Raw genomic sequence first — 24,136 nt, forward strand, 5'->3', positions numbered from 1 at the left:
CGCAATGAATCATTATAAAGACGATAGTTACGCCTTACATACAGATTTATATCAAATCAACATGGCTTATACATATTGGAAAGATGGTATTCATAATCGCCGTTCTGTTTTTGATTTATACTTTCGAAAGCTTCCATTTGAAAACGGCTATGCTGTTTTTGCTGGTCTTGAGAAAATTGTAGAGTACATAGAAAACTTCAGCTTTACCGAAAGCGATCTCGCTTATTTAGCAGAGCTACAATTTGAAGAAGACTTCCTTCATTATTTACAAAATATGAAATTCACTGGAACGGTTCGTAGTATGCAAGAAGGTGAAGTTGTTTTTAATAACGAACCTTTATTACGTGTTGATGCACCGCTCGGCGAGGCACAAATCATTGAAACCGCCCTCTTAAACATTGTAAATTACCAAACATTGATTGCTACAAAAGCCGCACGTATGAAGCACGCTGCAAATAATGATGAACTTTTAGAGTTTGGTACAAGGCGCGCTCATGAGTTCGATGCTGCTCTTTGGGGGACACGCGCTGCCTTTATTGGCGGGTTTTCTTCTACAAGTAACGTTCGGGCTGGAAAACGCTTCGGCATTCCTGTAGCTGGCACACATGCCCACTCTTTCGTTCAAGCATATCGCGATGAATATGTTGCGTTTAAAAAATATGCTGAAACACATAAAAAATGTGTATTTCTTGTCGATACATACGACACATTGAAATCCGGTGTCCCAAATGCGATTCGTGTTGCAAAAGAGTTCGGGGATCGTATCGATTTTTATGGTATTCGCCTTGATAGTGGTGATATGGCTTATTTATCAAAAGAAGCAAGAAAACTACTTGATGCAGCTGGATTTACAAACACAAAAATTATCGCTTCTAGTGATTTAGATGAATATACGATTATGCACTTGAAATCTCAAGGGGCAAAAATTGATGTATGGGGTGTTGGTACAAAACTAATCACCTCCTTTGAACAGCCAGCATTAGGCGCTGTCTACAAACTAGTTGCCATTGAAGATGCTGACGGAAAATTAAATGATACGATTAAGATTTCATCTAATCCTGAAAAAATTACAACTCCAGGACTTAAACGAATTTATCGTATTATCAATCGAGTTAACGATCATGCAGAGGGCGATTATATTGCTTTAGATTCTGAAGAACCCGGAAAAGAAGAACGTTTAAAAATGTTTCATCCTGTTCATACATATATAAGTAAATTCGTAACCAACTTTGAAGCACGCGAATTGCATAAAGACATTTTCGTTAACGGTAAAAGAGCGTATGAACTACCAAACATATTAGATATTCAAAGATATAATGAAAACAGTCTCGCACTATTTTGGGAAGAATATATGCGAACTTTAAATCCCGAAGAGTACCCTGTAGATTTAAGCCAAGAATGTTGGGATCATAAAATGGATTACATTCAAACTGTTCGAGAAAAGGTTGCGAAAAATATACAAAAATAAACAGAGAAGTTTCCCCCTTCTCTGTTTTCTTAACACCATATAAAATATATTAAAATAATACTTGTTATTGTTTTATCAAGATTCATTTTCAACAAAATAGCTAAGACTAAAAATAAGAGAGGGCGTAATCGCGCCCTCTCTTATTTTTATAAATCTTTCACTCTCAGTACACGCATTGCATTTAAAACTGCAAGTAATGTAACCCCAACATCTGAGAAGACCGCTTCCCACATTGTTGCAATACCAAATGCGCCAAGTAATAACACTACCCCTTTTATCCCTAATGCAAATATAATATTTTGCCATACAATACTACGTGTACGTTTTGCAATTTTTACAGCTGTTGCGATTTTTGAAGGTTCATCAGTCATAATAACGATATCAGCAGCTTCAATCGCCGCATCTGATCCTAAACCACCCATCGCAATACCAACGTCCGCTCGTGCTAATACTGGTGTATCGTTAATACCATCACCAACGAAAGCAACCTTTTCTTTCCCGTGTTTTGCTGCATCAATTTTTTCGATTTCTTCTACTTTTTGTTGTGGTAATAATTCTGCATGAACTTCGTCTAATCCTAATTCTTTCCCAACAGCTTCACCAACTGATTTTGCATCACCAGTTAACATAACCGTCTTCTTAATACCTAATTCTTTTAACTTTTGAATGGCTTGTTTTGAATCCTCTTTTACCTCATCAGAGATAACAATATAACCTGCATATTTACCATCTACAGCAACATGAACTAGTGTACCTACTGTATCTGGTTGCTTAAATGTAATGTTTTCTTTTCTCATTAATTTGGCATTACCTGCGAAAATTTCTTTTCCTTTTACTTTTACAACCGTACCATGACCAGAAATTTCACTATAGTCTTCAATGCTATTTTCATCGATTGATTTTCCATATGCAGTTCGAATAGATTGTGCAATCGGATGGTTTGAATACACTTCAGCAAACGCTGCATACTCTAAAAGTTCTTCACTTGTAGTACCTTCACTCGGCTCCATTTTTGTAACTTTAAAGACACCTTTTGTTAATGTTCCTGTTTTATCAAAAACGATATATTTCACATCATTCAATGCCTCTAAATAGTTACTTCCTTTTACTAAAATACCACTTTTAGATGCCCCACCAATACCTCCAAAGAAGCCAAGAGGAATGGATACAACTAGCGCACATGGACACGAGATAACTAAGAATACTAGTGCTCTATAAATCCAATCTGAGAACGTAGCACCTTCTAAAATAAGCGGTGGAATAAATGCCATGATCGCCGCTGTTATAACTACAACCGGAGTGTAATAACGTGCAAACTTCGTAATAAAGTTTTCTGTTGGTGCCTTTTTGCTACTTGCATTTTGTACTAAGTCTAAAATTTTCGATACGGTAGATTCACCGAACTCTTTTGTAACTTCAATTGTTAATACACCATTTTGGTTTACAAAACCACTTAATACATCATTACCAACTTCTACTTCACGCGGTACAGATTCACCTGTTAACGCTGAAGTATCCATCATTGATGTTCCCTCGATTACTTTTCCATCTAACGGTACTTTTTCACCTGGTTTCACGATAATATAATCGCCGATTTGTACATCTTCTGGTGATACTTGTTTCGTTTCATTTCCAACTTTCACATTTGCATAATCAGGACGAATATCCATTAATGAAGTAATTGATTTTCGAGAGCGATTTACTGCAATACTTTGGAACAATTCCCCTACTTGATAGAATAACATTACCGCAACTGCTTCTGGATATTGCTGAATTGCAAAGGCTCCTAAAGTTGCAATTGCCATTAAAAAGTTTTCATCAAACAATTGGCCGCGCGTTATGTTTCTTACCGCTCTCCAAACAATATCTCCACCAATTAATAAATACGCAAGGACGAATAATGGAATTGTTATCATTTGCGGTAATCCGGCTAACGCAGCAATCCCTGTCAAAATTCCACCGACTACTAATCGTCCTATCATCTTTTTCACATTTCCATCACCATGATCATGACCGTGATTGTGTCCCTTTTCCTCTTCACGAACAACTTTTACATCTGGTTCTAACTTTTGAACGACATTTTTTATATCCTGTACAGTCGATTCAAGTTCTCGTTTATTTGCAACTTCTACTCTTAATTTCTTTGACACGAAATCAACAGTTGCTTCTGAAACTGTTGGCATTTCTTTTACCTTCGTTTCAATCTTCATTGCACAATTCGCACAGTCTAAACCTTCTAATATAAATACTTCTTTTGCCGCTTTTGTTTTTTGCTCTTCTTGCACTTTAATGTGCGGCTCTAATTTTGTAACAAGTTGCTTCGCTTCCGTAACAACTTGATTTTCTTTATTTTGCGGTGTTTCTAAAAGCATCGTCTTTGTTGCGAAGTTTACAGAACAAGACGTTACTCCTTCTATATTCCCAACACCCTTTTCAATTTTCATTGCACAATTTGCACAATCTAAACCTTCTAGCATAAGTTTCTTTTTCACTAATGCTTCTGCCATCGTTCTCCCCCCTCACGTTTTTATTCTTCCTCGTTTACGTGTTCAAACGCTTGCTCGAAGATATGAATTACGTGCTGGTCAGCTAATGAATAATAAACAACCTTTCCCTCTTTACGGTTCTTCACAAGCTTCGCTTGTTTTAATACGCGAAGTTGATGCGAAATTGAGGATTGTGTCATTCCTAATAAATAAGCTAAATCACAAACGCACATTTCAGCTTCAAATAGCGCATGTAATATTCTCGTACGTGTACGGTCACCTAATACTTTAAACAATTCTGCTACTTTACTTAAACTTTCATCCGTCGGAATTGTTTCTTTTACTTGATCAATAACCTCTTCATGAATTACCGTTTGAGAACAAATTTCTTGTTGTGCTTCCACTTTATTTCCAGCCATCATAGCTCACCTCTTCAATTGAACATATGAACAATCATTCATATATCTTATACTTTCATTATATGAGCGCCTATTCATATGTGTCAATAAAATCTGCTATATTTTTTTGAACATTTCGTTCACATTTCAAAATAGGCATATAAATATTCTCCGCATTTGCTGTATTCTTCATACAAAAAGAGATATCCCATAAGCCGAGCTTTCAGCCAGCGTACATCCCTCTCTATTTACAGCAATACCATAACAAAAGATATGATATCAACGATTTTTCAGATATATCTATCGTAAATCAAAATATATCCACGATTCGACAAGGAATATCGATTTACCGACAAAGATTGATAATAGTAGCAACCTATATAAAAAAGAAGACTGTCCAAAATATCTTTTTGGACAGTCTTCTTTTATTCACTTCTTAACTTTCACTGCATCTACAATTAACGAAGCAAATCCTAGCTTGCCATCCTGATTCCTATGGTCAAAGCGTTTCGAGCGATAAATAAATCCTTTCTTTTCATCCCAATCACTGTAATGCAATTCCCCATTCTCATCACAGTACTCTAAAAGCTTCACTTGAAAACCTGCCGATTCAAACATGGATGTGATTGTTTTATAATTATGTACAATTTTATGACTTGCAGCCGGATGATCTACTGGGCCCGGTCCCCCTACTTGTACACCTCGCTGATATTCTTCATCAGGAAAAAACGCATCTGGAACCGCACAACGAATATAACCATCATCTTGTAAAAACTCATAGCATATTTTAGCTGCTTCTATGCCTTCCTCATACGATAAATGTTCCCATACATGTTCAGCTAAAATTGCTAATAAAGAATTCGGCTGAAATTTATTAATCCACATCTCTCTTTTTAATAAATTTAATTCTTCTTCATTCGTATGTAACCACCCTGGGTTATTATTATATCCCTCTGCTCCAACGACAACTTTCGTCTCCATCTTTACACCCCTTTTTCATATTCCGACATAAAAATTCGACAAAGTAACATTGGTATCCTTTATTTCCCCAAAAAGAAAAAGCCTTGCGCGCTCCCTAGACGCACAAGGCTTACTATCTTATATCCCTTTAATTAGCTTTTTCTAAACTATCTTGCGAACTTCCATCTTCTTTTAGATGACTGTGTTTTTTCGAATATACAAAGTATACAACTACTCCAAGTGCTAACCAAACACCAAAGTATATCCATGTCGTTAACGGTAAATTTACCATTAAGAATAGACAACATGCAACTGAAATAATCGGTAAGATCGGTACAAACGGTACCATAAATCCACGTTGTAATTTCGGATGCGTTTTGCGAAGAATGATAACAGTTACACCAACCATCGCGAATGTTAATAATGCTCCAATATTCGCTAAATTCGACAATTCTTTTAAATCGATAAATCCAGCAATTAAAGCACTACCAATTCCCGTTAACCAAACTGAAAATGTTGGCGCTTCTGTCTTCTTGTTAATTTTCGCGAAAGATTTTGGTAATAAACCGTCACGACTCATAGCGAAGAATACGCGTGTCGTAGCGTAGATGTATGCGAAAATTACAGCCATAATACCAATTACAGCTCCAATAGCAATTACACCAGCCACTTTATCTTGTCCTACAACTTCTAGTACATAAGCCATAGCTTCAGGTACATCTAATTCCTTGTAAGAAACCATACCTGTCATAACGAGACAAACTACAACATAAATGATTGTACAAATGACTAATGAAGCAATAATCCCAATCGGTAAATCTCGTTGCGGATTTTTTACTTCTTCAGCAGAAGTTGCTAATGCATCAAATCCTAAGAAAGCGAAGAATACTGCTGCTCCTCCGGCAAAGACTCCACTTAAGCCGTACGGTGCAAATGGTATCCAGTTTTCTGGTTTCACGTAGAATACACCAACTGCAATGAATAAAACAACAATACCAATTTTAATTAATACCATTATATTATTCACACGCTTACTTTCTTTTGTACCTCGTGATAATAACCAAGTTATAACCAATGTAACGATAACTGCGGGTAAGTTCACTATACCACCTTGCGCCGGAATCGTTAACAATGCTTTTGGAATTTCAAGTCCCAATCCACTTATTAAGTTATGGAAGTAACCTGTCCATCCACCAGCTACTGCGGCAGTCGTTACAACGTATACTGACAATAATGTCCATCCCATTAAATGAGCTACAAACTCGCCAATTGTCGCATAGGAATATGTGTACACACTACCTGAAACAGGAAGTGTAGATGCAACCTCTGCATAACATAAAGCTGCAAATCCACAAACAATTGCTGCAATCATGAATGAAAAAATAACCGCCGGACCAGCATCTCTTGCTGCTACTAATCCCGTTAATACTAGAACTCCTGTACCAATTATCGCACCAATCCCTAGCATTGTTAGGTCAAATGCCCCTAGCGTTTTCGTTAAAGTTTTACTTTTACTTTCCCCTAACAATTGCGTAACGGATTTCTTTTTAAATAGGTTGGCCACGATGTATGCCCCCTTTTACTAAGAAGAGCTAAGAGGTATTATCTCTTAGCTCTTATCATGTTGTATTATATATTGTTCGATTTTGTTTTGTATAATGCTTCTATTAGCAAGATACTGTTTCTGCTTCTAATAATTCTTTAGCACCTTTGTACTCTACACCATGAGCTTCTGCAACTGCTTCGAATGTTACAAAGCCATCTAATGTATTAATACCTTTTAGTAATGCAGAGTTGCCTAGGCAAGCTTCTTTGTAGCCTTTGTTAGCAATTTGTACTGCATATGGTACTGTTACGTTTGTTAATGCAAGAGTTGATGTACGTGGAACCGCACCTGGCATGTTTGCAACTGCATAATGAACAACGCCGTGTTTTTCGTAAGTTGGGTTATCATGAGTTGTAATACGGTCAGTTGTTTCGAAAATACCACCTTGGTCAATCGCGATATCTACAACAACAGAACCTGGTTCCATTGATTTAATCATTTCTTCTGTTACAAGTTTTGGCGCTTTTGCACCTGGGATTAATACTGCACCGATTACAAGATCAGACTCTTTTACAGCTTCTGCAATATTGTAAGGATTAGACATTAAAGTTTTTACTTGGTTTCCGAAAATGTCATCTAATTGACGAAGACGTTCTGCACTTAAATCGATGATTGTTACATCCGCACCTAGTCCAACTGCAATTTTAGCAGCATTTGTACCAGCTTGTCCACCACCGATAATTGTTACTTTACCACGTTTAACCCCTGGAACACCTGCAAGTAAGATACCTTTACCGCCTTTGTTCTTCTCAAGGAATTGTGCACCGATTTGTGCAGCCATACGACCAGCTACTTCACTCATTGGTGCAAGTAATGGTAGAGAACGGTTTTCTAATTGTACTGTTTCGTATGCGATAGCAACGACTTTCTTTTCGATTAACGCTTTTGTTAATTCTGGTTCTGGAGCTAAGTGTAAGTATGTGAATAAGATTAAACCTTCGCTGAAGTGTTTGTATTCGCTTTCAATTGGTTCCTTAACTTTCATAACCATATCCATGTTCCAAGCTTCTTCAGCTGTATCAACAATTTTTGCTCCCGCTTCAACATACTCTGCATCTGTGAAACCAGATCCTAAACCTGCACCCTTTTGAATGAATACTTCGTGATTGTTACGAATTAAATGTACAACACCTGCTGGTGTCATTGCCACACGGTTTTCGTTGTTTTTAATTTCTGCTGGTACCCCAATACGCATAATGAAATGCCCCCTTATAATTAACAGAAAAAAGGAATTCTTTTTTCTTTTTTTAATAATTAATAACTTATGTCCTTATTCTAGCATAACTTAAAAGTTATGAAAACGCTAACATATCATTTTTTAAAAGTTTATATATTTAGAATAGTGTAAATATATAAAACATTGATTCTATTGGGTCTTTCGTACCATTTCATTATCTATCACTCTATTTTTATTATACCTACTTAAAATGCATAGTGATTATTTATTATTTGACAATAATTTAACGATGTAAAAAACTAAGCAATGACGTATACATATACACTTATTACTTTGTACAATACTTTAGAAATATATTCTTTTCACAAAAAAACAGCTACTAGCATTTAGCCAGCAGCTGGATAACTTATAAATAACTTTGAAAATAAATCTTCTGTCGTTTCTGTAATTTTATCAAACAAATCACTTTCTTCCGCTTCTTGTTCTTTTAACATCTTAATTGTTTCACGTGCGTCTTCAGGATAATCGGTAATGATGCCATCTACGTTTAACTTATAATATGCCTTTAAACTTTCCATATCGTTCACTGTCCATACGTAAATTGGCTTATTTAACTTCCTTGCTTCTTTTACTAATTTCTTATTTAACATATATTCTTCTGCTACATAAAAATCAGCCTTCACATTCTTTAAGTTAGCTCTACTTGCATAAAGTATATATCCTACTTTTATATCTGGATTTGCACGCTTAAACTCTTTAATAAGCGGGTAATGTAACGTTTGAATTACACATTGCTTCTCAAAGTCATTATCTTTAATCGTTTTTAATACTTTGTTTACAAAATCTTTCTCGCCCCCATGAAGCTTCACTTCAATATTGAGTTTAATTTTTCCCTTTGCCAGCTTAATAATCTCATCAAGTGTACTTATTTGCCCTGAAAATCCGTCTTGACTAAGAGTAAGCCGCCTTAACTCATCCATCGTTAAATCTGACACATGCACATTCGCATTGGCAAGACGTTTTAACTTCAAATCATGTATAACCGCTAGTTCACCGTCTTTTGTTTGTAATACATCTATTTCAGCGTAGTCTGCTTTTGCATCAATTGCACCCTGCACAGCTTCTTTCGTATTTTCTACACCTTTTGATATATATCCACGGTGCGCCATAATAATCGGTTCTTTATACGAATTTGAAATAAACGTTACAATGAAGGCAACGACCATTCCAGCAGTAATAATCCCCACAATATATACGCCAATAAATTTCCAACGATGTTTTTGGAAGAAACATTTATCTGCTTTCGTTTTTGAATAATCTAATCCTTCTTCTAGTAAAACATCTTCAACCGGAACCTTTTGCAAATACAATCGCGTAATCGCCATAATATAAAATGGCGTCACGATAAAACTAAATAAATACAATGTACTCGTTAAAAATACAGACATTGTTGATTCAGCTAATAATGCAAATGTTCCTTTCGGATTTGTAAATTCATAAACACCCCATAGACACAATAAATATATTCCTAAAAATACAACATACACAATTCCTATTGAAATGAAAAAACCTACTAAAAAGAATAGTACTTTAAAAAAGCTTTCTTTTACTAACGTTGCACTTTTACGTGCTGCCATGCGAAATGGCTTTTGCTCTAAAACGACAATAGGTAAAACAAAAATCCAGCGAAGGTTCAAATACGCAACTACAGCAAAGAACGTGTAATAACCAACTTGTCCCATCGTTGTCTTAAACAGTTCTCCTGTAATGAAGTTAGGAATTTGAATTTGAGGGATTAATGCCGTTTCATATCCCATATTTAAAAGAGGTAACAATACGACAGCATATAAAATAAATCCCGGTAAGCAATATGTGAAAAGAGTTGGCAAATACGTTACCGTTTTATACAAAATCGGCCGTAATTTCACCTTTTGTCTTTTATGAGCGAAGTACGAAATAATAATAAGCACTGCAAACTCTGTAAAAATAAGAAACAATGCTAGTATGGATAAAATTACAATCGCCAAAATTCCGTATGGTGTTTTCAAAAATGCTAATAACTCATCATTTGTCGCATTTGCATAACCACCAAAGTACAATAACTTATTAAAAATAATACCGAAGAGTGGGATAAACACAATCGCTGCTAACAATTTATAAACGAGTTGGAATGTTAACACATTCCAAAAAGCGAATTTTACTGTTTGAAAGGAATGTCTCATTACCCCTGGTATAGATAGTCTTTTACGGTGTTGCATATATTCCTCCACATTCTAAAACGATATTTGAGATGGATTCCACATTTCCAGTTCCAATCCATCTTTTTAATAATAATATATTCCGCTTAACATGAACACTCTTATACATACAATGAAAAAAAGTGATGGCCACTTCCCATCACTTTTTTCATTCCCTCTATTTTTTCTCTAGCCCCTGCCCGAATGCTTTTAAAAAGCTAAAACCAAATGTAATTGCTCTATTGATATCTGGATCTTTTAATACCTTAAAGAAATCCATTACCTTTGTTTTTTTTCCACTATTTAATTCATCCGTTGCAAATTGTAATCCAGTGACTAAACTAGATGCTATTTGTTTCGTTATTTCTGGGTCCACTGAAGACAACGCTTCTCCGGCTCCCATCATATTATTTAATGCGTTTTTTACTGGTTCACGATTTAATTGTTCAACAGCTATTTTTGAAACATCTTCTTTTGCAGCAAGTAAACTAATCGCCGCATCTAAAATCCCCGCTTTTTGTAGCTGCACTAACAACTGCATCGTCTCTTCTACTGCCTCACGATTATGAGCTAACTCTGTTAACAATTCATCTGCTAACTGTTGTTTCTGCTCTTCTTCTGTTACAACTTTCTTTTGAATTAACGTAATTTCTTTCGCCACTATCTCCGCCCCCTAATTTTGATCCACAAGTGATACGTATTGTTTTCTTTGCCACTTTTGCTGAATTTCAACACCATTTTGCGGATGACGTTTTTTGTCTCTTGGGTTTGAAGATGGTAATGGACGATTTCCTTTTTCACGTAATACGCGCAGTTTCACCATCGTTTGTTTATAAGCTGGTGTACATGTATAAATGTCTGTCGCTGTTCCTGTTAAAATATTAATAGCCTCTTCATTTACTGTCGCATGCATTGGTAAATATAACTCATTTCCAGTTACACGGTCTGTAACAAGCGCTTGTACTTTAATCTTTCCGAACGGCGATGCTAATTCTACAAGACCACCATCTTTCACATTGCGCTCTTTAGCAAGTTCAGGCGAAATCTCAACAAATACTTCAGACACTTTAGATAAAATTCCAGCCGACTTATTCGTCATATTCCCTTCATGGAAATGCTCTAACATACGGCCATTATTTAATAGTAAATCATACTCATCTGGCGCTACTACTGGCGGTACCCATTCATCTAGTGATAAACGTGCTAGTTTGTCTGGGAAGTTAAATCCGTCTACATATAATAGTGGTGTATCACTACCATCGTGGCTACCCCAGCATAAACTATTCCATCCTTCTAAACGATCATACGTTGCTTGTGAATATAACGGGGCAAGCGATGCAATTTCATCCATAATTTCACTTGGACTTTCATAGTTCCAGTCCCCGCCAAGTGCACGAGCTACTTTTTGTAAAATCCACCAATCCGGCTTAGAATCACCAAGTGGCTTCAATACTTCATACAACCTTTGAATACGGCGCTCTGTATTCGTAAACGTTCCTTCTTTTTCTAAGCTTGGTGCTGCTGGTAAAATAACATCAGCAAAACGAGCTGTTTTCGATAAGAACATATCTTGAACAACGAGGAAGTCTAAGTTCGCTAAAATATGTTGCACATGGTTAGCGTTCGAATCTACTAAAGCCATTTCTTCACCCATGACATACATACCACGCAATTTTCCTTCTTCTGCTGCAAGTAACATTGCAATATTATTTAACCCTGGTTCTTTCGGAATAGTAGTACCGTATGCTTTTTCAAATTTTGCACGATGCACATCATCTGAAACTGCTTGATAACCTGGAAGCCAGTTCGGTAATGTTGCCATATCACAAGCACCTTGTACGTTATTATGCCCGCGTAATGGATACGCACCTGCACCAGGACGACGATAGTTACCCGTAACGAGAAGTAAATTTGAAATTGCAGCTGAAGTTGTACTTCCTCCTGTATTTTGAGTTACACCCATTCCCCAAAGTACACAAGTACCATCTGCTTCATATACCATACGGGCCATCTCTTTCAGATTCTCTTTAGAAATCCCCGTAATTTCTTCTGTATAATCAATCGTATACTTTTCTAGCATTTTGCTATATTCATCAAAGTTTTTCACATTTTCAGCTAAGAATTTTTTATCATGCCAATCTTGATCAATAATATATTTCGTTATCCCAGCAAGCCATACATAATCCGTTCCTTGGCGCGGATGAATAAATAAATCCGCACGTTCTGCCATCTCATGTTTACGAAGGTCTGCTACAATTAGTTTTTGTTCATGTAATTTATGAGCACGTTTCACTCTCGTTGCAAGTACAGGATGTCCTTCTGTTGGATTTGCGCCAACAATAATAACAAGACCTGCCTCAGCAATATCTTTCACCGTCCCAGCATCTCCGCCCATACCGACAGTTTTAAATAAACCATCTGTCGCTGGGGACTGACAATAGCGTGAACAGTTATCTACATTATTTGTTCCATATATTTGACGAGCTAGTTTTTGCATAAGATAGTTTTCTTCATTTGTTACTTTAGAAGAAGAAATAAATCCAAATGCATCGCTACCATATTCTGATTTAATGTGCTGCATGTTAGATGCAACAACTTCAATAGCCTCTTCCCATGAAGCCTCAACAAACATATCCCCTTGGCGAATTAAAGGCTTTGTAATACGATCTTCACTGTTTACAAAGTCCCATCCAAATTTACCTTTTACGCATGTAGAAATACCATTTACTGGTGCATCTGATACAGGCTGTACTTTTAAAATTTGGCGGTCTTTCGTCCATACTTCAAACGAACAACCTACGCCACAAAATGTACAAACTGTTTTTGTTTTATTAATTTTCGTCTTACGCATTGCAGACTCTACTTCTGAAACAGCTAAAATACTACTATATCCTGGCTCTACATCTTTAACAAAATCAATCATTGGATCTAGTACATCTGGTTTTAAGCCAGTCATGAATCCAGCTTCTCCTAGCATTGTTTTCTCCATTAATGCATTACATGGACAAACTGTTACACATTGTCCACAGCTCACGCAAGATGAGTCATTTATACTCACGCCATTGTCCCAAATAACACGCGGACGATCTAAACTCCAATCAATTGATAAAGTTTCATTCACTTGTAAGTTTTGGCATACTTCTACGCACTGTCCACAAGCAATACATTGATTGGGATCGTACCGATAAAATGGATGGGACATATCCACTTCGCACGCGCTCACTTTCGGCTCATATGGATACTTTTGTTCTTCAATTCCCATCATATGTACCGTATTATGCACTTTACAGTTACCATTATTGTTATCGCATACTGTGCAGTACAATAAATGATTTTCTAATATACGATCCATTGCTTCAGTTTGTGCTTCTTTCGCACGTGTTGATTGTCTCTCAATATGCATACCATCTTCCAACTTCGTTGAACAAGCACGCATTAAACTTCCATTCACTTCTACAATACATGTATCACAAGTTTGAATAGGATCTACTTCTGGTACATGACAAATTTGAGGATGTTCTAAATTACTTTCGTTAAATAATTGGAGTATCGTCTTTTCACCTGATGCGAAAAATTCTTTACCATCAACGGTTACACGGACTTTCTGTTCTGTCATAGTTTCCCCTCTCCTTACAACTAACTGTACAACACAGTTATGAATCCGTTTTCAAAACTGCGTTGCTGTACATATTTTTGAAACGCCCTGTTGAAATACTTTCCTCTTGAAGTCGATTCTAGATGTTATAAGGTATAACTACGTAAGCTTATAAATGTCACTACTCTACAAATCTATTATATCGTAAATATACAATTATAACCAAAATAATCTGCTACCTTCTAGTGGATGCTTTTATTTTTTCGATGTTTTATGATAAATATGGAGAAAAATACATATAAAGGGGAATTTAATATGGAGCCTACTCAAGAAACGTACACAATTGTACGCTATCAATCTGGTACATTTTCAAAACAAACCGATGAGATTGTTACGGAATCTCCTATTACAATTAAATTAAATAGCGAAGAATACGTAACAGTCGTATGCACTCCTAATTATATTGAAGATATGGTAATCGGTTTTTTAATTTCAGAAGGAATTATTTCTTCTTATAAAGATATTGAAGAGTTATGGATTCAAAAAGAAAGCGGAATTGTCCATGTAAAATCATCAAAAATTAATCCGCTCTATCAAACTTTATATAATAAACGGTACGTAACTTCTTGTTGCGGAAAAAGTAGACAAGGTTTTGTTTTCGTCAATGATGCCGCAAAAGCCAAAAAGTTACATGATATACATATAACTATTACTCCGGAAGAATGTTTTCACCTAATGACTTCCTTACAGCAATCTTCAACTACATTTCGCCAAACGGGTGGTGTGCACAATACCGCTCTATGTGATCGAAAAAACATTCTTTTATCAAGAATGGATATCGGAAGACATAATGCGCTAGATAAAATATACGGTCATTGTTTACGAAACAATATATCTGTTCAAGGGAAAATCATTGCGTTTAGCGGACGCATCTCGTCTGAAATTTTGCTAAAGGTTTCAAAAATAGGATGCGAAATTGTTCTATCTAAATCGGCCCCAACTAAACTGGCCCTGCAACTTGCCCATGATTTAGGTATTACCGTAGTAGGATTTATTCGAAATGAATCTTGCAATATTTATACACATCCAGAACGAATTGATGGGTATAAAGCAAAAAATTAAATACGAAATGCAAAATGACTCCTTTACATAGGAGTCATTTTAGTTATAAAAATACAATATATTAAACACTTGAATAGTTAATGAAGTTAATATATAATTTCATTACATAAACAAAAATGAAAACATAGTAGCATAATCTTTTCATTCTTTTACAAATTAAGAAAGAATAGTCACAGCGTGCATTTACAAAGTAAAACTATACTCACTCTTATGAAGATAATGAATTAAATTTGGATCAACCAAGGAGGTTACAATTATGGAAATTCGCTTATTAACAACAGAGGACGCAGAAATATATTTAAAAGTTTGTATGGAAGGTTTAACAAAAAACCCTGAAGCTTTTAGCTCTTCTTACGAAGATGTTCTGAAACATGAGGACCCTGTCGCTGCTATGGCAAAACGATTAAGCAATCCGGACAAGTATACTCTAGGTGTCTTCAAAGATAATGATTTAATCGGTATTGCTACTTTAGAAACAAAACCATTTATTAAACAAGAACATAAAGCGAAAATCGGCTCCGTTTTTGTTTCCCCAAAAGCACGTGGACTCGGAGCAGGACGAGCTTTAATTAAAGCAATTATTGAAAATGCCGATAAATTACACGTAGAACAACTCATGCTCGATGTCGTTGCCAATAACACAGCTGCAAAAAAATTATATGAGTCCCTCGGCTTCCAAACTTACGGTGTGCAGGAACGTTCCTTAAAGCATAACGGACAATATTGGGATGAAGAGCATATGGTTTTATTCTTAAATGATTAATATGTCAACTTTTCAAAAGCATCTTTTTAATAAAGATGCTTTTTTTATTACAATAATGTAATTTTCATGTCACCTTTATCGATCGTTCCAATCCTTTCCATTCGTTATACTAAAAATATAAAGTGAAACTTTAATTAGTGAGGGTTTTGTCCATCATCCACTAATTATTAGCCCACACCAATCGGGTCCGCAAATAGCGGGATAAAGTGAACGAACAGCATTCAATTGATGTGTAGAGGAGAATGTGATATGAAACAAAACAAACAAGCTATCGTTTTAATATTTGCTACAGCAATCGTAACTTCTGGGTTAGCAATTCTACCTTGGTTTATTATATAGAACGCATAAAAAAAGCTTATTGCTTCTTAAGAGGCAATAAGCTTTTTTTCTATTATAAAATCCCGAAAAATTTATTTACACAACTTATCATAATAAGCATAGATACCGCAACACACATTACAATCGCATTACGATCTTGCTTTTCTTTTTGTAAACGTTCTACTTTTTTACTCATGTGTACAATCCCCTTTATAATAAAAAAAGTGTGAGATAGGAATTTTTTCTTATCCGATGCGAGGTGAATACGAAAACCTTCTCTATCCCACATACACAATAGAATGGAATTGTCATTTTATAAATAAAATGACATGACGTTATGTCGCAACATAGGGTATTTTGTGTCGCTACGTTTTCTATTATAAAAAAGAGTTGTGCAAAACTAGTGCATTTTTTATGTCAATTGCCCTGAAAGAAAAAATCAGACTTCCATTCAATCACATAAAAAGAGTTTTTTATTATTTTCATGTAAACTATACAAGTAGAATGAATAGTTTGGGGTGCACAAGATTATGGTGAAAATTTTATTAGTAGACGATGAAGAACGTATGTTACGATTACTAGATCTTCTCTTAAGCCCTCGTGGCTATTTTTGTATGAAGGCTACATCTGGCCTTGAAGCGCTAGAATTAATTGAACAAAAGGACTTCGATATTATTTTATTAGATGTTATGATGCCAAATATGGATGGCTGGGATACTTGCTATCAAATTCGTCAACTTTCCAACGTTCCAATTATTATGCTAACGGCTCGCAACCAAAATTATGATATGATTAAAGGCCTGACGATGGGAGCAGATGATTATATTACAAAACCATTTGATGAGCATGTACTGGTTGCACGAATTGAGGCCATATTACGCCGCACAAAGAAAGATGGCTTTGTTAGTTTCAATGGAATTGAGTGGGATAAAACGAAACATACTGTTACAGTTTATGATGAAAAAATCTCCCTAACTCCTATTGAATTTTCATTACTCGGACTGTTTTTACAAAATACAAACCGCGCTTACAGCCGAGACGATTTAATCGAAAAAATCTGGGGCTATCAAACAGACATCGAATACAGAACCATCGATTCACATATTCGTAATATCCGTGATAAATTACGCAAAAAAGGATTTCCAGTTGAAGATTACTTAGAAACCGTCTATAAGGTCGGTTACAAATGGAAATGTGAATAATTAATTTGGTCAGTGGACAATAATAGTAAACCACTGGCCCTTTATATGAAATAAGGCATGGTGAGAAAATGAGCAAACTTTCCCTTAAAATTGGGACATACTTTTTAATATTAGCTTTATGTATTGAAACAATTGCTTTCGTATCTTTTTATAAAAGCCTTTCAAAAATGCGGGTTGAGGAAGAGACCCTTTCTCTTTTAGAGAAAGGAAATCGCTATCGCGATACGATTGAACGGCGTGCAAAATGGAGCAAATACGACAAATACACTGAGAGAAAAAAATATGCTGAACGTCTCAATCGCCCTGCCCCCCCTGCTTTCGCTATTGAACATGCCGCTGAAGATTTAATGGAAACAGAGGCACTTACTAATTCTGAAATAGTTATTGTTATAACTGATAGTAATGGAAAAATCATGTCTTCCTCAGCGACTGTAACACAAGATATACAAAAACAACTTCATTGCAATACACAACCTGTTGAAAGAGATGGCTTAATAGTAGAGAAGAACTGGAAAAAATCAAAATTCATCTCAACAGTAAGCCCGATTAAAACAGAAGACTTTAATGGTAACTTACACATGTTCTTAAAAACATCCTTCTTAGAAAAGATGTTACTTAGACTTATGAATCAATTCATCATCGTTAGTATTTTAACGCTTATTTTAACAACTATTTCTGTCTTTGTTTTTTCTCGAGTTGTTACAGATCCTCTTATAAAAATGAAAAGAGCAACAGAAAAAATGCCGAAATTGAATAAACCAATTCAATTAGGAATTAAACGTAATGATGAACTCGGAAGTTTAGCTAAGACCATTGAAGATTTATCTAGTGAACTTACGTATATGAAAAAAGAACGAAATGAATTTCTCGCTAGCGTTGCCCATGAACTATTAACTCCATTGACCTACATGAAAGGCTATGCGAAAGTGGCACAGAGAGACTCTTTAACGAAGGAAGAACGTGAAGAATATTTACAGATTATCGAAGATGAAACGGATAGTATAACGGATCTCATACAAGATTTATTCATACTTGTACAATTAGAGCAGCACCAATTCGTTATAAAAAAACAAACTATGCTCCTTAGTCCATTTTTAGAGCGAATGGTTGAAAAAACAAAAACAACATTAACAAACAAACAGATGAAAATCCATGTATACTGTAACGATGGCCTAGAAGTTTGCATAGATGAAAGACGTATGGAACAAGTTATGTTAAATTTACTGCATAACGCCTATCAACATTCACCAGAAAACACTTCCATAACAATACGTGTACGAACAAATATGGATACTTTTACAATAAGTGTACAAGATGAAGGAGAAGGTATTCCTGAAGAAGATATCCTACATATTTTCGATCGCTTTTACCGTGTCGATAAATCTAGGACACGAGCTACAGGCGGAAAAGGTATCGGACTAGCTGTTGCAAAAGAAATTGTAGAACTTCATAACGGTTCTATTCTAGTTACAAGTGAATTAAACGTTGGAACAGAATTTATAATTGAGCTACCATTTGAATAATATATGCGTGAAATCACCAGTAGTAGTAAACACTACTGGTGTTATTTTGTTCATAAAACTAGCCATTATAAGCTAAGCTTTTGAAATTATTCTTATTTCAATATAAAATAAAGGTACATTTGTCAAAGATTTGGAGGGTGATATAATTGGATATCCATGTATTAACAAAAGACGAAGCGGAAATTTACTTAGAACTTCGCGTAGAAGGATTAAAGCAAAACCCTGAAGCTTTCAGCTCTTCTTATGAAGATATTATTAATAAAGAGTGTGCTATTGAATATAAAGCGCAAAAATTAGCACAAGATGAAAACTATACACTAGGTGCATTTAAAGATGGAAAATTAATCGGAGTTGCAACATTGGAAACGAAACCATATGTAAAACAAGAACATAAAGCAAAGATTGGTTCAGTATACGTGTCTCCAAAAGCACGCGGACTTGGAGCAGGAAAAGCACTTATTAAAGAATGTCTTGAACTTGCTAAATCTTTAGAAGTAGAACAAGTTATGCTTGATGTTGTTGTTGGCAACGATGGTGCAAAAAAACTTTATGAGTCATTAGGCTTTAAAACTTTTGGTGTGCAAGAACGCTCATTAAAATATAACGGCCAATATTGGGATGAAGAGCATATGGTCTTATTCCTAGATGAAAATAAATAATAAAAAACATCCTCTCATGTATGAGGATGTTTTTTTACTTTCTTGTAAACCATGCCGTATTTAATAATTGAATCGCTTTCGCAATTTCTTCTTCTGATAAAATCGCAAACCCAAGTAAAACTATATTTTCAGGTGCAGTACCGTCTTTATAGTACGTAGAAACAGGATATAATTTAATACTATATTTTGCTGCTTCTTTAATTAATTCTTCTTCTCGCATTCCATTATGCACTTTTAATAAAATGTGTAATCCCGAATCTTCCCCTATCACTTCAACACGATTAGAAAAATACTTTTCTATTTCAAAAACAAGCCGATCTCTCTTCTTTCGATAGACGACACGCATTTTATGAATATGTTTTTCCCAATGTCCTTCATTTAAAAACCTTCTAATCACTTCTTGGTCCATTCTTGAAACACTTTGTGTATAAAACAAATATTCCTTTTGATACTTTTTAATTAAATTCTTTGGTAATACCATATAGCTCATCCGTAACGATGGCAACAATGCTTTAGATAGTGTACCCATATAAATAACTTTCCCATCCGCATCTAGCCCTTGCAGTGCCGGTATTGGCTTTCCTGAATAGCGAAATTCACTATCGTAATCATCTTCAATAATATACCTACCTTCTTCTTTCTTCGCCCATTGTAAAAGCTGCATCCGTCTCGTGATAGGCATAATCATTCCATACGGGAACTGATGAGAAGGAGTTACAAATACAACATTTGCATCACTATTTTCTAAATCTGCAATACAAATTCCATCCCTATCTAAAGATAACATTTGAACTCTTTTTTCTCCCTGTTCAAAAACAACCATTTTCCTGTGATACCCTGGGTTTTCAACGGCATAATTGCTTCCCTTTAACAATTGAAATAGTAACTTCACTAATATTTGTGTTCCCGCTCCTAATACGATTTGACTAGCTGAACAACGCACACCTCTAGATTCATACAAATAGTTCGCAATTTCTTCTCTTAAGCTCACTTCCCCTTGAGGGTGCCCAAGAAAGAGCAAATCATTATTATGTGGCTGACATACATCATTTATAAGTTTGCGGTACATAGTGAACGGAAAAGTATTCGTATCGACTCCTGTTTGTGTAAAATCAAATTTATAATTCTTTTCCTGAAATGGTACCTCCCCTATTCTCTCTTCGCTTCCTTCTACAGAAACCATTTGCTCAATTTCACACACAAAGTAACCTTTTCTCGAAATTGACTCAATATAACCTTCTGCAAGTAATTGCTCGTAAGCCGCCTCTACTGTATTTTTACTTACTTGTAAATGTGTTGCTAACTTTCGCTTAGCTGGTAACTTCGTAAAAGCCGGAATCGTTCCATCTTTAATTTCTTTTTTTATATACTCATACAATTGCACGTACAATGCCTTTTTACTATTCATATTTAAATTAGGCGTTAATTCTAACATAACATCTGACCCCTTAATAAAACTAAAATCTGATACTTTTTACAGTACCAGAAGTTATATATAATTCCTTTTATCATGTCACACATAAAAAATCAAATACTAGAGAGGAGATGCATGATAATGAACAATAGTAGACGCATTGGACTTATGATGATTATTACAGGAGCTACTTTATGGGGATTATCTGGTCCCATGATTCAGTGGCTATTTCAACATACTAACGTATCATCAATTGATTTTTTAACAATTCGCCTGTTACTCGCAGGAATATTCATTTTATCCTTCTTGCTTATTAAAAAACAAAACATATTTTACATTTGGAAACAGCCTAAACACTTTATACAGCTTTTCATTTTCTCTATTCTTGGCATGCTTGGTGCCCAGTACGCTTTTATCGAAACAGTTCATATTAGTAATGCCGTCACGGCAACACTATTTCAGTTTCTAGGTCCCGTTCTTATTACAATTTACGTTGCGTTTGAGCAAAAGAAATTACCTGCTTCTATGCAAATACTCGCAATTATAACTGCTCTAACAGGGACATACTTTATTATTACAAACGGCTCAATTGAAAATATTGTTTTATCTAAAGCAGCCATTATTTTTGGCCTATTAACAGCAGTTGGATTTGCATTTTATACCCTTCATCCGGCTTCTCTTATTAAGGAATGTGGAACAACAATAGTAATTGGATGGGGAATGTTAATTGGAGGGATTGCATTGCTTATTTGCAATCATTCGTTTGGATGGAATCAGCTTTCACAAACCTTCACACTCCAAACTTTTTCTATGCTTATTCTTATCATTATAAGTGGCACTCTTTCTTTCCTTCTTTATATCGGTAGTCTTAAATACTTAGCAGCAACCGAAACAAGTATTTTATCTAGCATTGAACCACTTGTAGCTGCCATCGTTTCAATTACTTGGCTTAATGAATCTTTTGGAGCATATCAATTATTAGGCGGTGTATGTATCGTTCTTTCTGTTATTTTTTTAACGATGCCTCAAAAAGAGAGGGAGCAAACCTTTACAACTGAACAAGTATAGATAATGTCAAAAGAGGTCGCACAAAACTTACGACCTCTTTTTATGATTTAAAGGAATTGTCCCGCCTTCTAGCAAATACAATTACACTAACAATAAAAAATAGGAGTGTGGCACCATGAAAAAAATCGGAACTATGCTACTTTTCTCCTTCCTCATTACTGGCTGTGCGCAACCGCAACCCGATTCAAAAGCGCCTAAAAAAGAAGTAATAGCAACGGCATCCTCTCAAACTAACGCACCTTCCTTTTTTCATCTTAGCGTTTTAAAAGATGTAAATTGGGAAGAAGCGCCATCCTTCGTAGATGGAAAAATGCCTTTAAAGGGCATTGAAGGAAAAATCGCAATGGCTGATAGCCCCATCATCGCAAATGAACAAAATGAAATAATGTGGTTCTTTCTAGATCCTGAAATGCCAACCGGAAAACTATCTATTATCGCGTTAAAACAAGGTACTACAATTCCAACACCAATCCTCTTTCAAAAAGAAACTTCCAAACAAACTTGGACTACTTCCAATATAGTCGATACTACAATAAAAGAACTCCCTCTCGTAATATCATTACCTTCATCTGGATTATGGGTATTAAATATATATGTGAACGAAAAATATTATAATCAGTTTGTAATCAATGCCGAGTAAAGTGACAAAACTGCAACACTTCACTTCCTTACAACAATGTAATTTAGACGTCACGTACTTCGATAGTTGAACTCTCTCTCTTCTCTTATACTTAAAGTAAGAAATGAAACGAGGAGAGATGAGAGATGAGAAAAATGATAGAAGTGATCGTAGCAGTAACTGAGGTTTTAGTAAATGGTAAACAAGTTGCAATGGAATTAAATAAATAATGAGGGGACATGAATAACTCTACACTTCTTCTTCATTATTTTGATTTCTTATCTCAAAAAAGCAGTGCCTTAAAGGCACTGCTTTTTACTATTAATAACTTGGCATTTTCGTAATTTGTGCCACTCCTGAATCAATGGCTGCTTTTGCTACTGCTTCTGCAACACTTGGAACAACTCTTTTATCTAATGGATTTGGAATGACATAATTCGCATTACGCTCTTCATCCGTAATAATGTTAGCGATTCCATATGCTGCCGCTAATTTCATCTCTTCTGTAATATCCGTCGCGCGCACATCTAACGCACCACGGAATATACCAGGAAACGCCAATACATTATTTACTTGATTCGAGTAGTCAGAACGCCCAGTTCCTACTACAGCTGCCCCAGCCTCTAGTGCATCCTCAGGGAAGATTTCTGGAATTGGATTCGCCATTGCAAATACAATTGCTTTCTCATTCATCGACTGTACAAGCTCTTTCGTTAATACGTTAGGAGCTGATACACCAATGAAAATATCAGCCTGATGAATCGCTTCCTTTAATGTTCCACGTACATATTCTCGATTTGTCTTTTTCGAAACTTCGATTTGTGCTTCGTTCATCCATGTTTCACCTTCACAAACAATACCTTCTAAACTAACTAACGTAATGTACTTTGCACCAGCTTTTAACAATAATTTTCCAATTGCAATCCCTGCCGAACCCGCACCGTTAATAACAATTTTCACATTATCCATTTGTTTACTTACGACTTTTAATGCATTAATAACAGCTGCTAAAACGACAATAGCCGTCCCATGTTGATCATCATGAAATACAGGAATATTGGTTTCTTCTTTTAATCGTTTTTCAATTTCAAAGCAACGTGGTGCTGCAATATCTTCTAAATTAATACCTGCAAATGTAGGCTCCAAATTTTTCACAAGGGTAACGATTTCATCCACATCAGTCGTCCCTAAACATAGCGGGAAAGCATCTACATTCGCAAACTTCTTAAATAAAATACTTTTCCCTTCCATAACAGGCATAGCCGCTTTCGGTCCAATATTCCCTAGGCCAAGTACTGCTGTTCCATCTGAAACGACTGCAACCATATTCCCTCTTGCTGTATAGTCATACACTGTTTCTTCATCTGCTGCAATTGCTTTACAAGACTCCGCTACGCCTGGTGTATAAGTCAGGCTTAAATCATCCGCTGAATTCACTTCTACTTTACTTGTAATCTCAATTTTCCCTACTAACTCTTTATGCAATAACAATGATCTTTCATTAATTTGATTTTCTAACAT

General features: G+C 35.6%; 19 protein-coding genes. 8 read left to right on the plus strand and 11 right to left on the minus strand.

From position 1 onward, the window contains the following. The first annotated feature begins 4 nt into the window (after positions 1 to 4). A complete protein-coding gene (locus MR109_RS18515) occupies positions 5 to 1,468 on the plus strand; it encodes a nicotinate phosphoribosyltransferase (protein WP_025149769.1) in 1,464 nt (487 codons plus the stop codon). Positions 1,469 to 1,614: 146 nt separating this feature from the next. On the opposite strand, the gene MR109_RS18520 is transcribed toward MR109_RS18515, so the two are convergent. From MR109_RS18520 to fdhF, 8 genes are all read right to left on the minus strand, one after another. Beyond that, a complete protein-coding gene (locus MR109_RS18520) occupies positions 1,615 to 3,975 on the minus strand; it encodes a heavy metal translocating P-type ATPase (RefSeq protein ID WP_242273461.1) in 2,361 nt (786 codons plus the stop codon). Between the two features lie 20 nt (positions 3,976 to 3,995). Beyond that, entirely contained in the window at positions 3,996 to 4,373 is a 378-nt protein-coding gene (locus tag MR109_RS18525) for an ArsR/SmtB family transcription factor (protein ID WP_002174816.1), read from the minus strand. Positions 4,374 to 4,781: 408 nt separating this feature from the next. Then, positions 4,782 to 5,333, minus strand: coding sequence for a class I SAM-dependent methyltransferase (locus MR109_RS18530; RefSeq protein ID WP_242273463.1), 552 nt, complete (start codon positions 5,331 to 5,333; stop codon positions 4,782 to 4,784). A 127-nt stretch (positions 5,334 to 5,460) separates the two neighbouring features. Continuing rightward, a complete protein-coding gene (locus MR109_RS18535) occupies positions 5,461 to 6,876 on the minus strand; it encodes an amino acid permease (RefSeq protein WP_048370675.1) in 1,416 nt (471 codons plus the stop codon). A 103-nt stretch (positions 6,877 to 6,979) separates the two neighbouring features. Further along, positions 6,980 to 8,113, minus strand: coding sequence for an alanine dehydrogenase (gene ald, locus MR109_RS18540; protein ID WP_048370673.1), 1,134 nt, complete (start codon positions 8,111 to 8,113; stop codon positions 6,980 to 6,982). 368 nt (positions 8,114 to 8,481) lie between these two features. Continuing rightward, the gene (locus tag MR109_RS18545; protein WP_242273465.1) at positions 8,482 to 10,353 is read right to left on the minus strand and encodes a glycerophosphoryl diester phosphodiesterase membrane domain-containing protein; all 1,872 of its coding nucleotides are present in this window, start codon (positions 10,351 to 10,353) and stop codon (positions 8,482 to 8,484) included. Positions 10,354 to 10,510: 157 nt separating this feature from the next. Further along, positions 10,511 to 10,993 carry a helical membrane plugin domain-containing protein gene (locus tag MR109_RS18550; RefSeq protein ID WP_025149763.1) on the minus strand — a complete coding sequence of 161 codons (483 nt, stop codon included), beginning with the start codon at positions 10,991 to 10,993 and terminating at the stop codon, positions 10,511 to 10,513. 12 nt (positions 10,994 to 11,005) lie between these two features. Then, positions 11,006 to 13,948, minus strand: a complete 2,943-nt coding sequence (gene fdhF, locus MR109_RS18555) for a formate dehydrogenase subunit alpha (RefSeq protein WP_048370669.1) — start codon at positions 13,946 to 13,948, stop codon at positions 11,006 to 11,008. 294 nt (positions 13,949 to 14,242) lie between these two features. On the opposite strand from fdhF, the gene fdhD reads away from it, so the two are divergent. Both fdhD and MR109_RS18565 read left to right on the plus strand, forming a co-directional pair. Continuing rightward, positions 14,243 to 15,049: a formate dehydrogenase accessory sulfurtransferase FdhD gene (gene fdhD / locus MR109_RS18560; RefSeq protein WP_002174809.1), complete on the plus strand. Its 807-nt coding sequence runs from the start codon at positions 14,243 to 14,245 to the stop codon at positions 15,047 to 15,049. Between the two features lie 256 nt (positions 15,050 to 15,305). Further along, a complete protein-coding gene (locus tag MR109_RS18565) occupies positions 15,306 to 15,812 on the plus strand; it encodes a GNAT family N-acetyltransferase (protein ID WP_002174808.1) in 507 nt (168 codons plus the stop codon). A gap of 391 nt (positions 15,813 to 16,203) precedes the next feature. Here MR109_RS18565 and MR109_RS30080 read toward each other — a convergent pair whose 3' ends face one another. Then, positions 16,204 to 16,326: a hypothetical protein gene (locus tag MR109_RS30080; RefSeq protein ID WP_002029704.1), complete on the minus strand. Its 123-nt coding sequence runs from the start codon at positions 16,324 to 16,326 to the stop codon at positions 16,204 to 16,206. Positions 16,327 to 16,660: 334 nt separating this feature from the next. Between MR109_RS30080 and MR109_RS18570 the strand changes: the two genes are divergently transcribed. The 3 genes from MR109_RS18570 to MR109_RS18580 all read left to right on the plus strand — a co-directional run bounded on the left by MR109_RS18570 (position 16,661) and on the right by MR109_RS18580 (position 19,514). Continuing rightward, the gene (locus MR109_RS18570) at positions 16,661 to 17,332 is read left to right on the plus strand and encodes a response regulator transcription factor (protein ID WP_071717536.1); all 672 of its coding nucleotides are present in this window, start codon (positions 16,661 to 16,663) and stop codon (positions 17,330 to 17,332) included. A 68-nt stretch (positions 17,333 to 17,400) separates the two neighbouring features. Beyond that, a complete protein-coding gene (locus MR109_RS18575) occupies positions 17,401 to 18,855 on the plus strand; it encodes a HAMP domain-containing sensor histidine kinase (protein ID WP_242273467.1) in 1,455 nt (484 codons plus the stop codon). Between the two features lie 146 nt (positions 18,856 to 19,001). After that, positions 19,002 to 19,514, plus strand: coding sequence for a GNAT family N-acetyltransferase (locus MR109_RS18580; RefSeq protein ID WP_000351212.1), 513 nt, complete (start codon positions 19,002 to 19,004; stop codon positions 19,512 to 19,514). A 34-nt stretch (positions 19,515 to 19,548) separates the two neighbouring features. On the opposite strand, the gene pdxR is transcribed toward MR109_RS18580, so the two are convergent. After that, on the minus strand, positions 19,549 to 20,949 hold the full coding sequence (gene pdxR / locus MR109_RS18585) for a MocR-like pyridoxine biosynthesis transcription factor PdxR (RefSeq protein ID WP_242273469.1): 1,401 nt from the start codon (positions 20,947 to 20,949) through the stop codon (positions 19,549 to 19,551). Positions 20,950 to 21,069: 120 nt separating this feature from the next. On the opposite strand from pdxR, the gene MR109_RS18590 reads away from it, so the two are divergent. Further along, on the plus strand, positions 21,070 to 21,996 hold the full coding sequence (locus MR109_RS18590) for a DMT family transporter (protein ID WP_071717533.1): 927 nt from the start codon (positions 21,070 to 21,072) through the stop codon (positions 21,994 to 21,996). A gap of 115 nt (positions 21,997 to 22,111) precedes the next feature. After that, positions 22,112 to 22,636 (plus strand): DUF4871 domain-containing protein, encoded by a 525-nt coding sequence (locus MR109_RS18595; protein ID WP_242273471.1) that lies wholly within the window; start codon positions 22,112 to 22,114, stop codon positions 22,634 to 22,636. A 300-nt stretch (positions 22,637 to 22,936) separates the two neighbouring features. On the opposite strand, the gene MR109_RS18600 is transcribed toward MR109_RS18595, so the two are convergent. After that, positions 22,937 to 24,136, minus strand: coding sequence for an NAD(P)-dependent malic enzyme (locus MR109_RS18600; RefSeq protein ID WP_242273473.1), 1,200 nt, complete (start codon positions 24,134 to 24,136; stop codon positions 22,937 to 22,939).

Origin of the sequence: Bacillus cereus group sp. BfR-BA-01310 (assembly GCF_022664325.1) — a bacterium.
Classification (GTDB): Bacteria; Bacillota; Bacilli; order Bacillales; family Bacillaceae_G; genus Bacillus_A; species Bacillus_A paramycoides.

What these genes read in the sequence shown, in the direction of transcription:
- MR109_RS18515 (WP_025149769.1), top strand. Translation starts at nt 5, where the DNA reads ATGAATCATTATAAAGACGATAGTTACGCCTTACATACAGATTTATAT.
- MR109_RS18520 (WP_242273461.1), bottom strand. Translation starts at nt 3,975, where the DNA reads ATGGCAGAAGCATTAGTGAAAAAGAAACTTATGCTAGAAGGTTTAGAT.
- MR109_RS18525 (WP_002174816.1), bottom strand. Translation starts at nt 4,373, where the DNA reads ATGGCTGGAAATAAAGTGGAAGCACAACAAGAAATTTGTTCTCAAACG.
- MR109_RS18530 (WP_242273463.1), bottom strand. Translation starts at nt 5,333, where the DNA reads ATGGAGACGAAAGTTGTCGTTGGAGCAGAGGGATATAATAATAACCCA.
- ald (WP_048370673.1), bottom strand. Translation starts at nt 8,113, where the DNA reads ATGCGTATTGGGGTACCAGCAGAAATTAAAAACAACGAAAACCGTGTG.
- MR109_RS18545 (WP_242273465.1), bottom strand. Translation starts at nt 10,353, where the DNA reads ATGCAACACCGTAAAAGACTATCTATACCAGGGGTAATGAGACATTCC.
- fdhF (WP_048370669.1), bottom strand. Translation starts at nt 13,948, where the DNA reads ATGACAGAACAGAAAGTCCGTGTAACCGTTGATGGTAAAGAATTTTTC.
- fdhD (WP_002174809.1), top strand. Translation starts at nt 14,243, where the DNA reads ATGGAGCCTACTCAAGAAACGTACACAATTGTACGCTATCAATCTGGT.
- MR109_RS18565 (WP_002174808.1), top strand. Translation starts at nt 15,306, where the DNA reads ATGGAAATTCGCTTATTAACAACAGAGGACGCAGAAATATATTTAAAA.
- MR109_RS30080 (WP_002029704.1), bottom strand. Translation starts at nt 16,326, where the DNA reads ATGAGTAAAAAAGTAGAACGTTTACAAAAAGAAAAGCAAGATCGTAAT.
- MR109_RS18570 (WP_071717536.1), top strand. Translation starts at nt 16,661, where the DNA reads ATGGTGAAAATTTTATTAGTAGACGATGAAGAACGTATGTTACGATTA.
- MR109_RS18575 (WP_242273467.1), top strand. Translation starts at nt 17,401, where the DNA reads ATGAGCAAACTTTCCCTTAAAATTGGGACATACTTTTTAATATTAGCT.
- pdxR (WP_242273469.1), bottom strand. Translation starts at nt 20,949, where the DNA reads ATGTTAGAATTAACGCCTAATTTAAATATGAATAGTAAAAAGGCATTG.
- MR109_RS18590 (WP_071717533.1), top strand. Translation starts at nt 21,070, where the DNA reads ATGAACAATAGTAGACGCATTGGACTTATGATGATTATTACAGGAGCT.
- MR109_RS18595 (WP_242273471.1), top strand. Translation starts at nt 22,112, where the DNA reads ATGAAAAAAATCGGAACTATGCTACTTTTCTCCTTCCTCATTACTGGC.
- MR109_RS18600 (WP_242273473.1), bottom strand. Translation starts at nt 24,136, where the DNA reads ATGTTAGAAAATCAAATTAATGAAAGATCATTGTTATTGCATAAAGAG.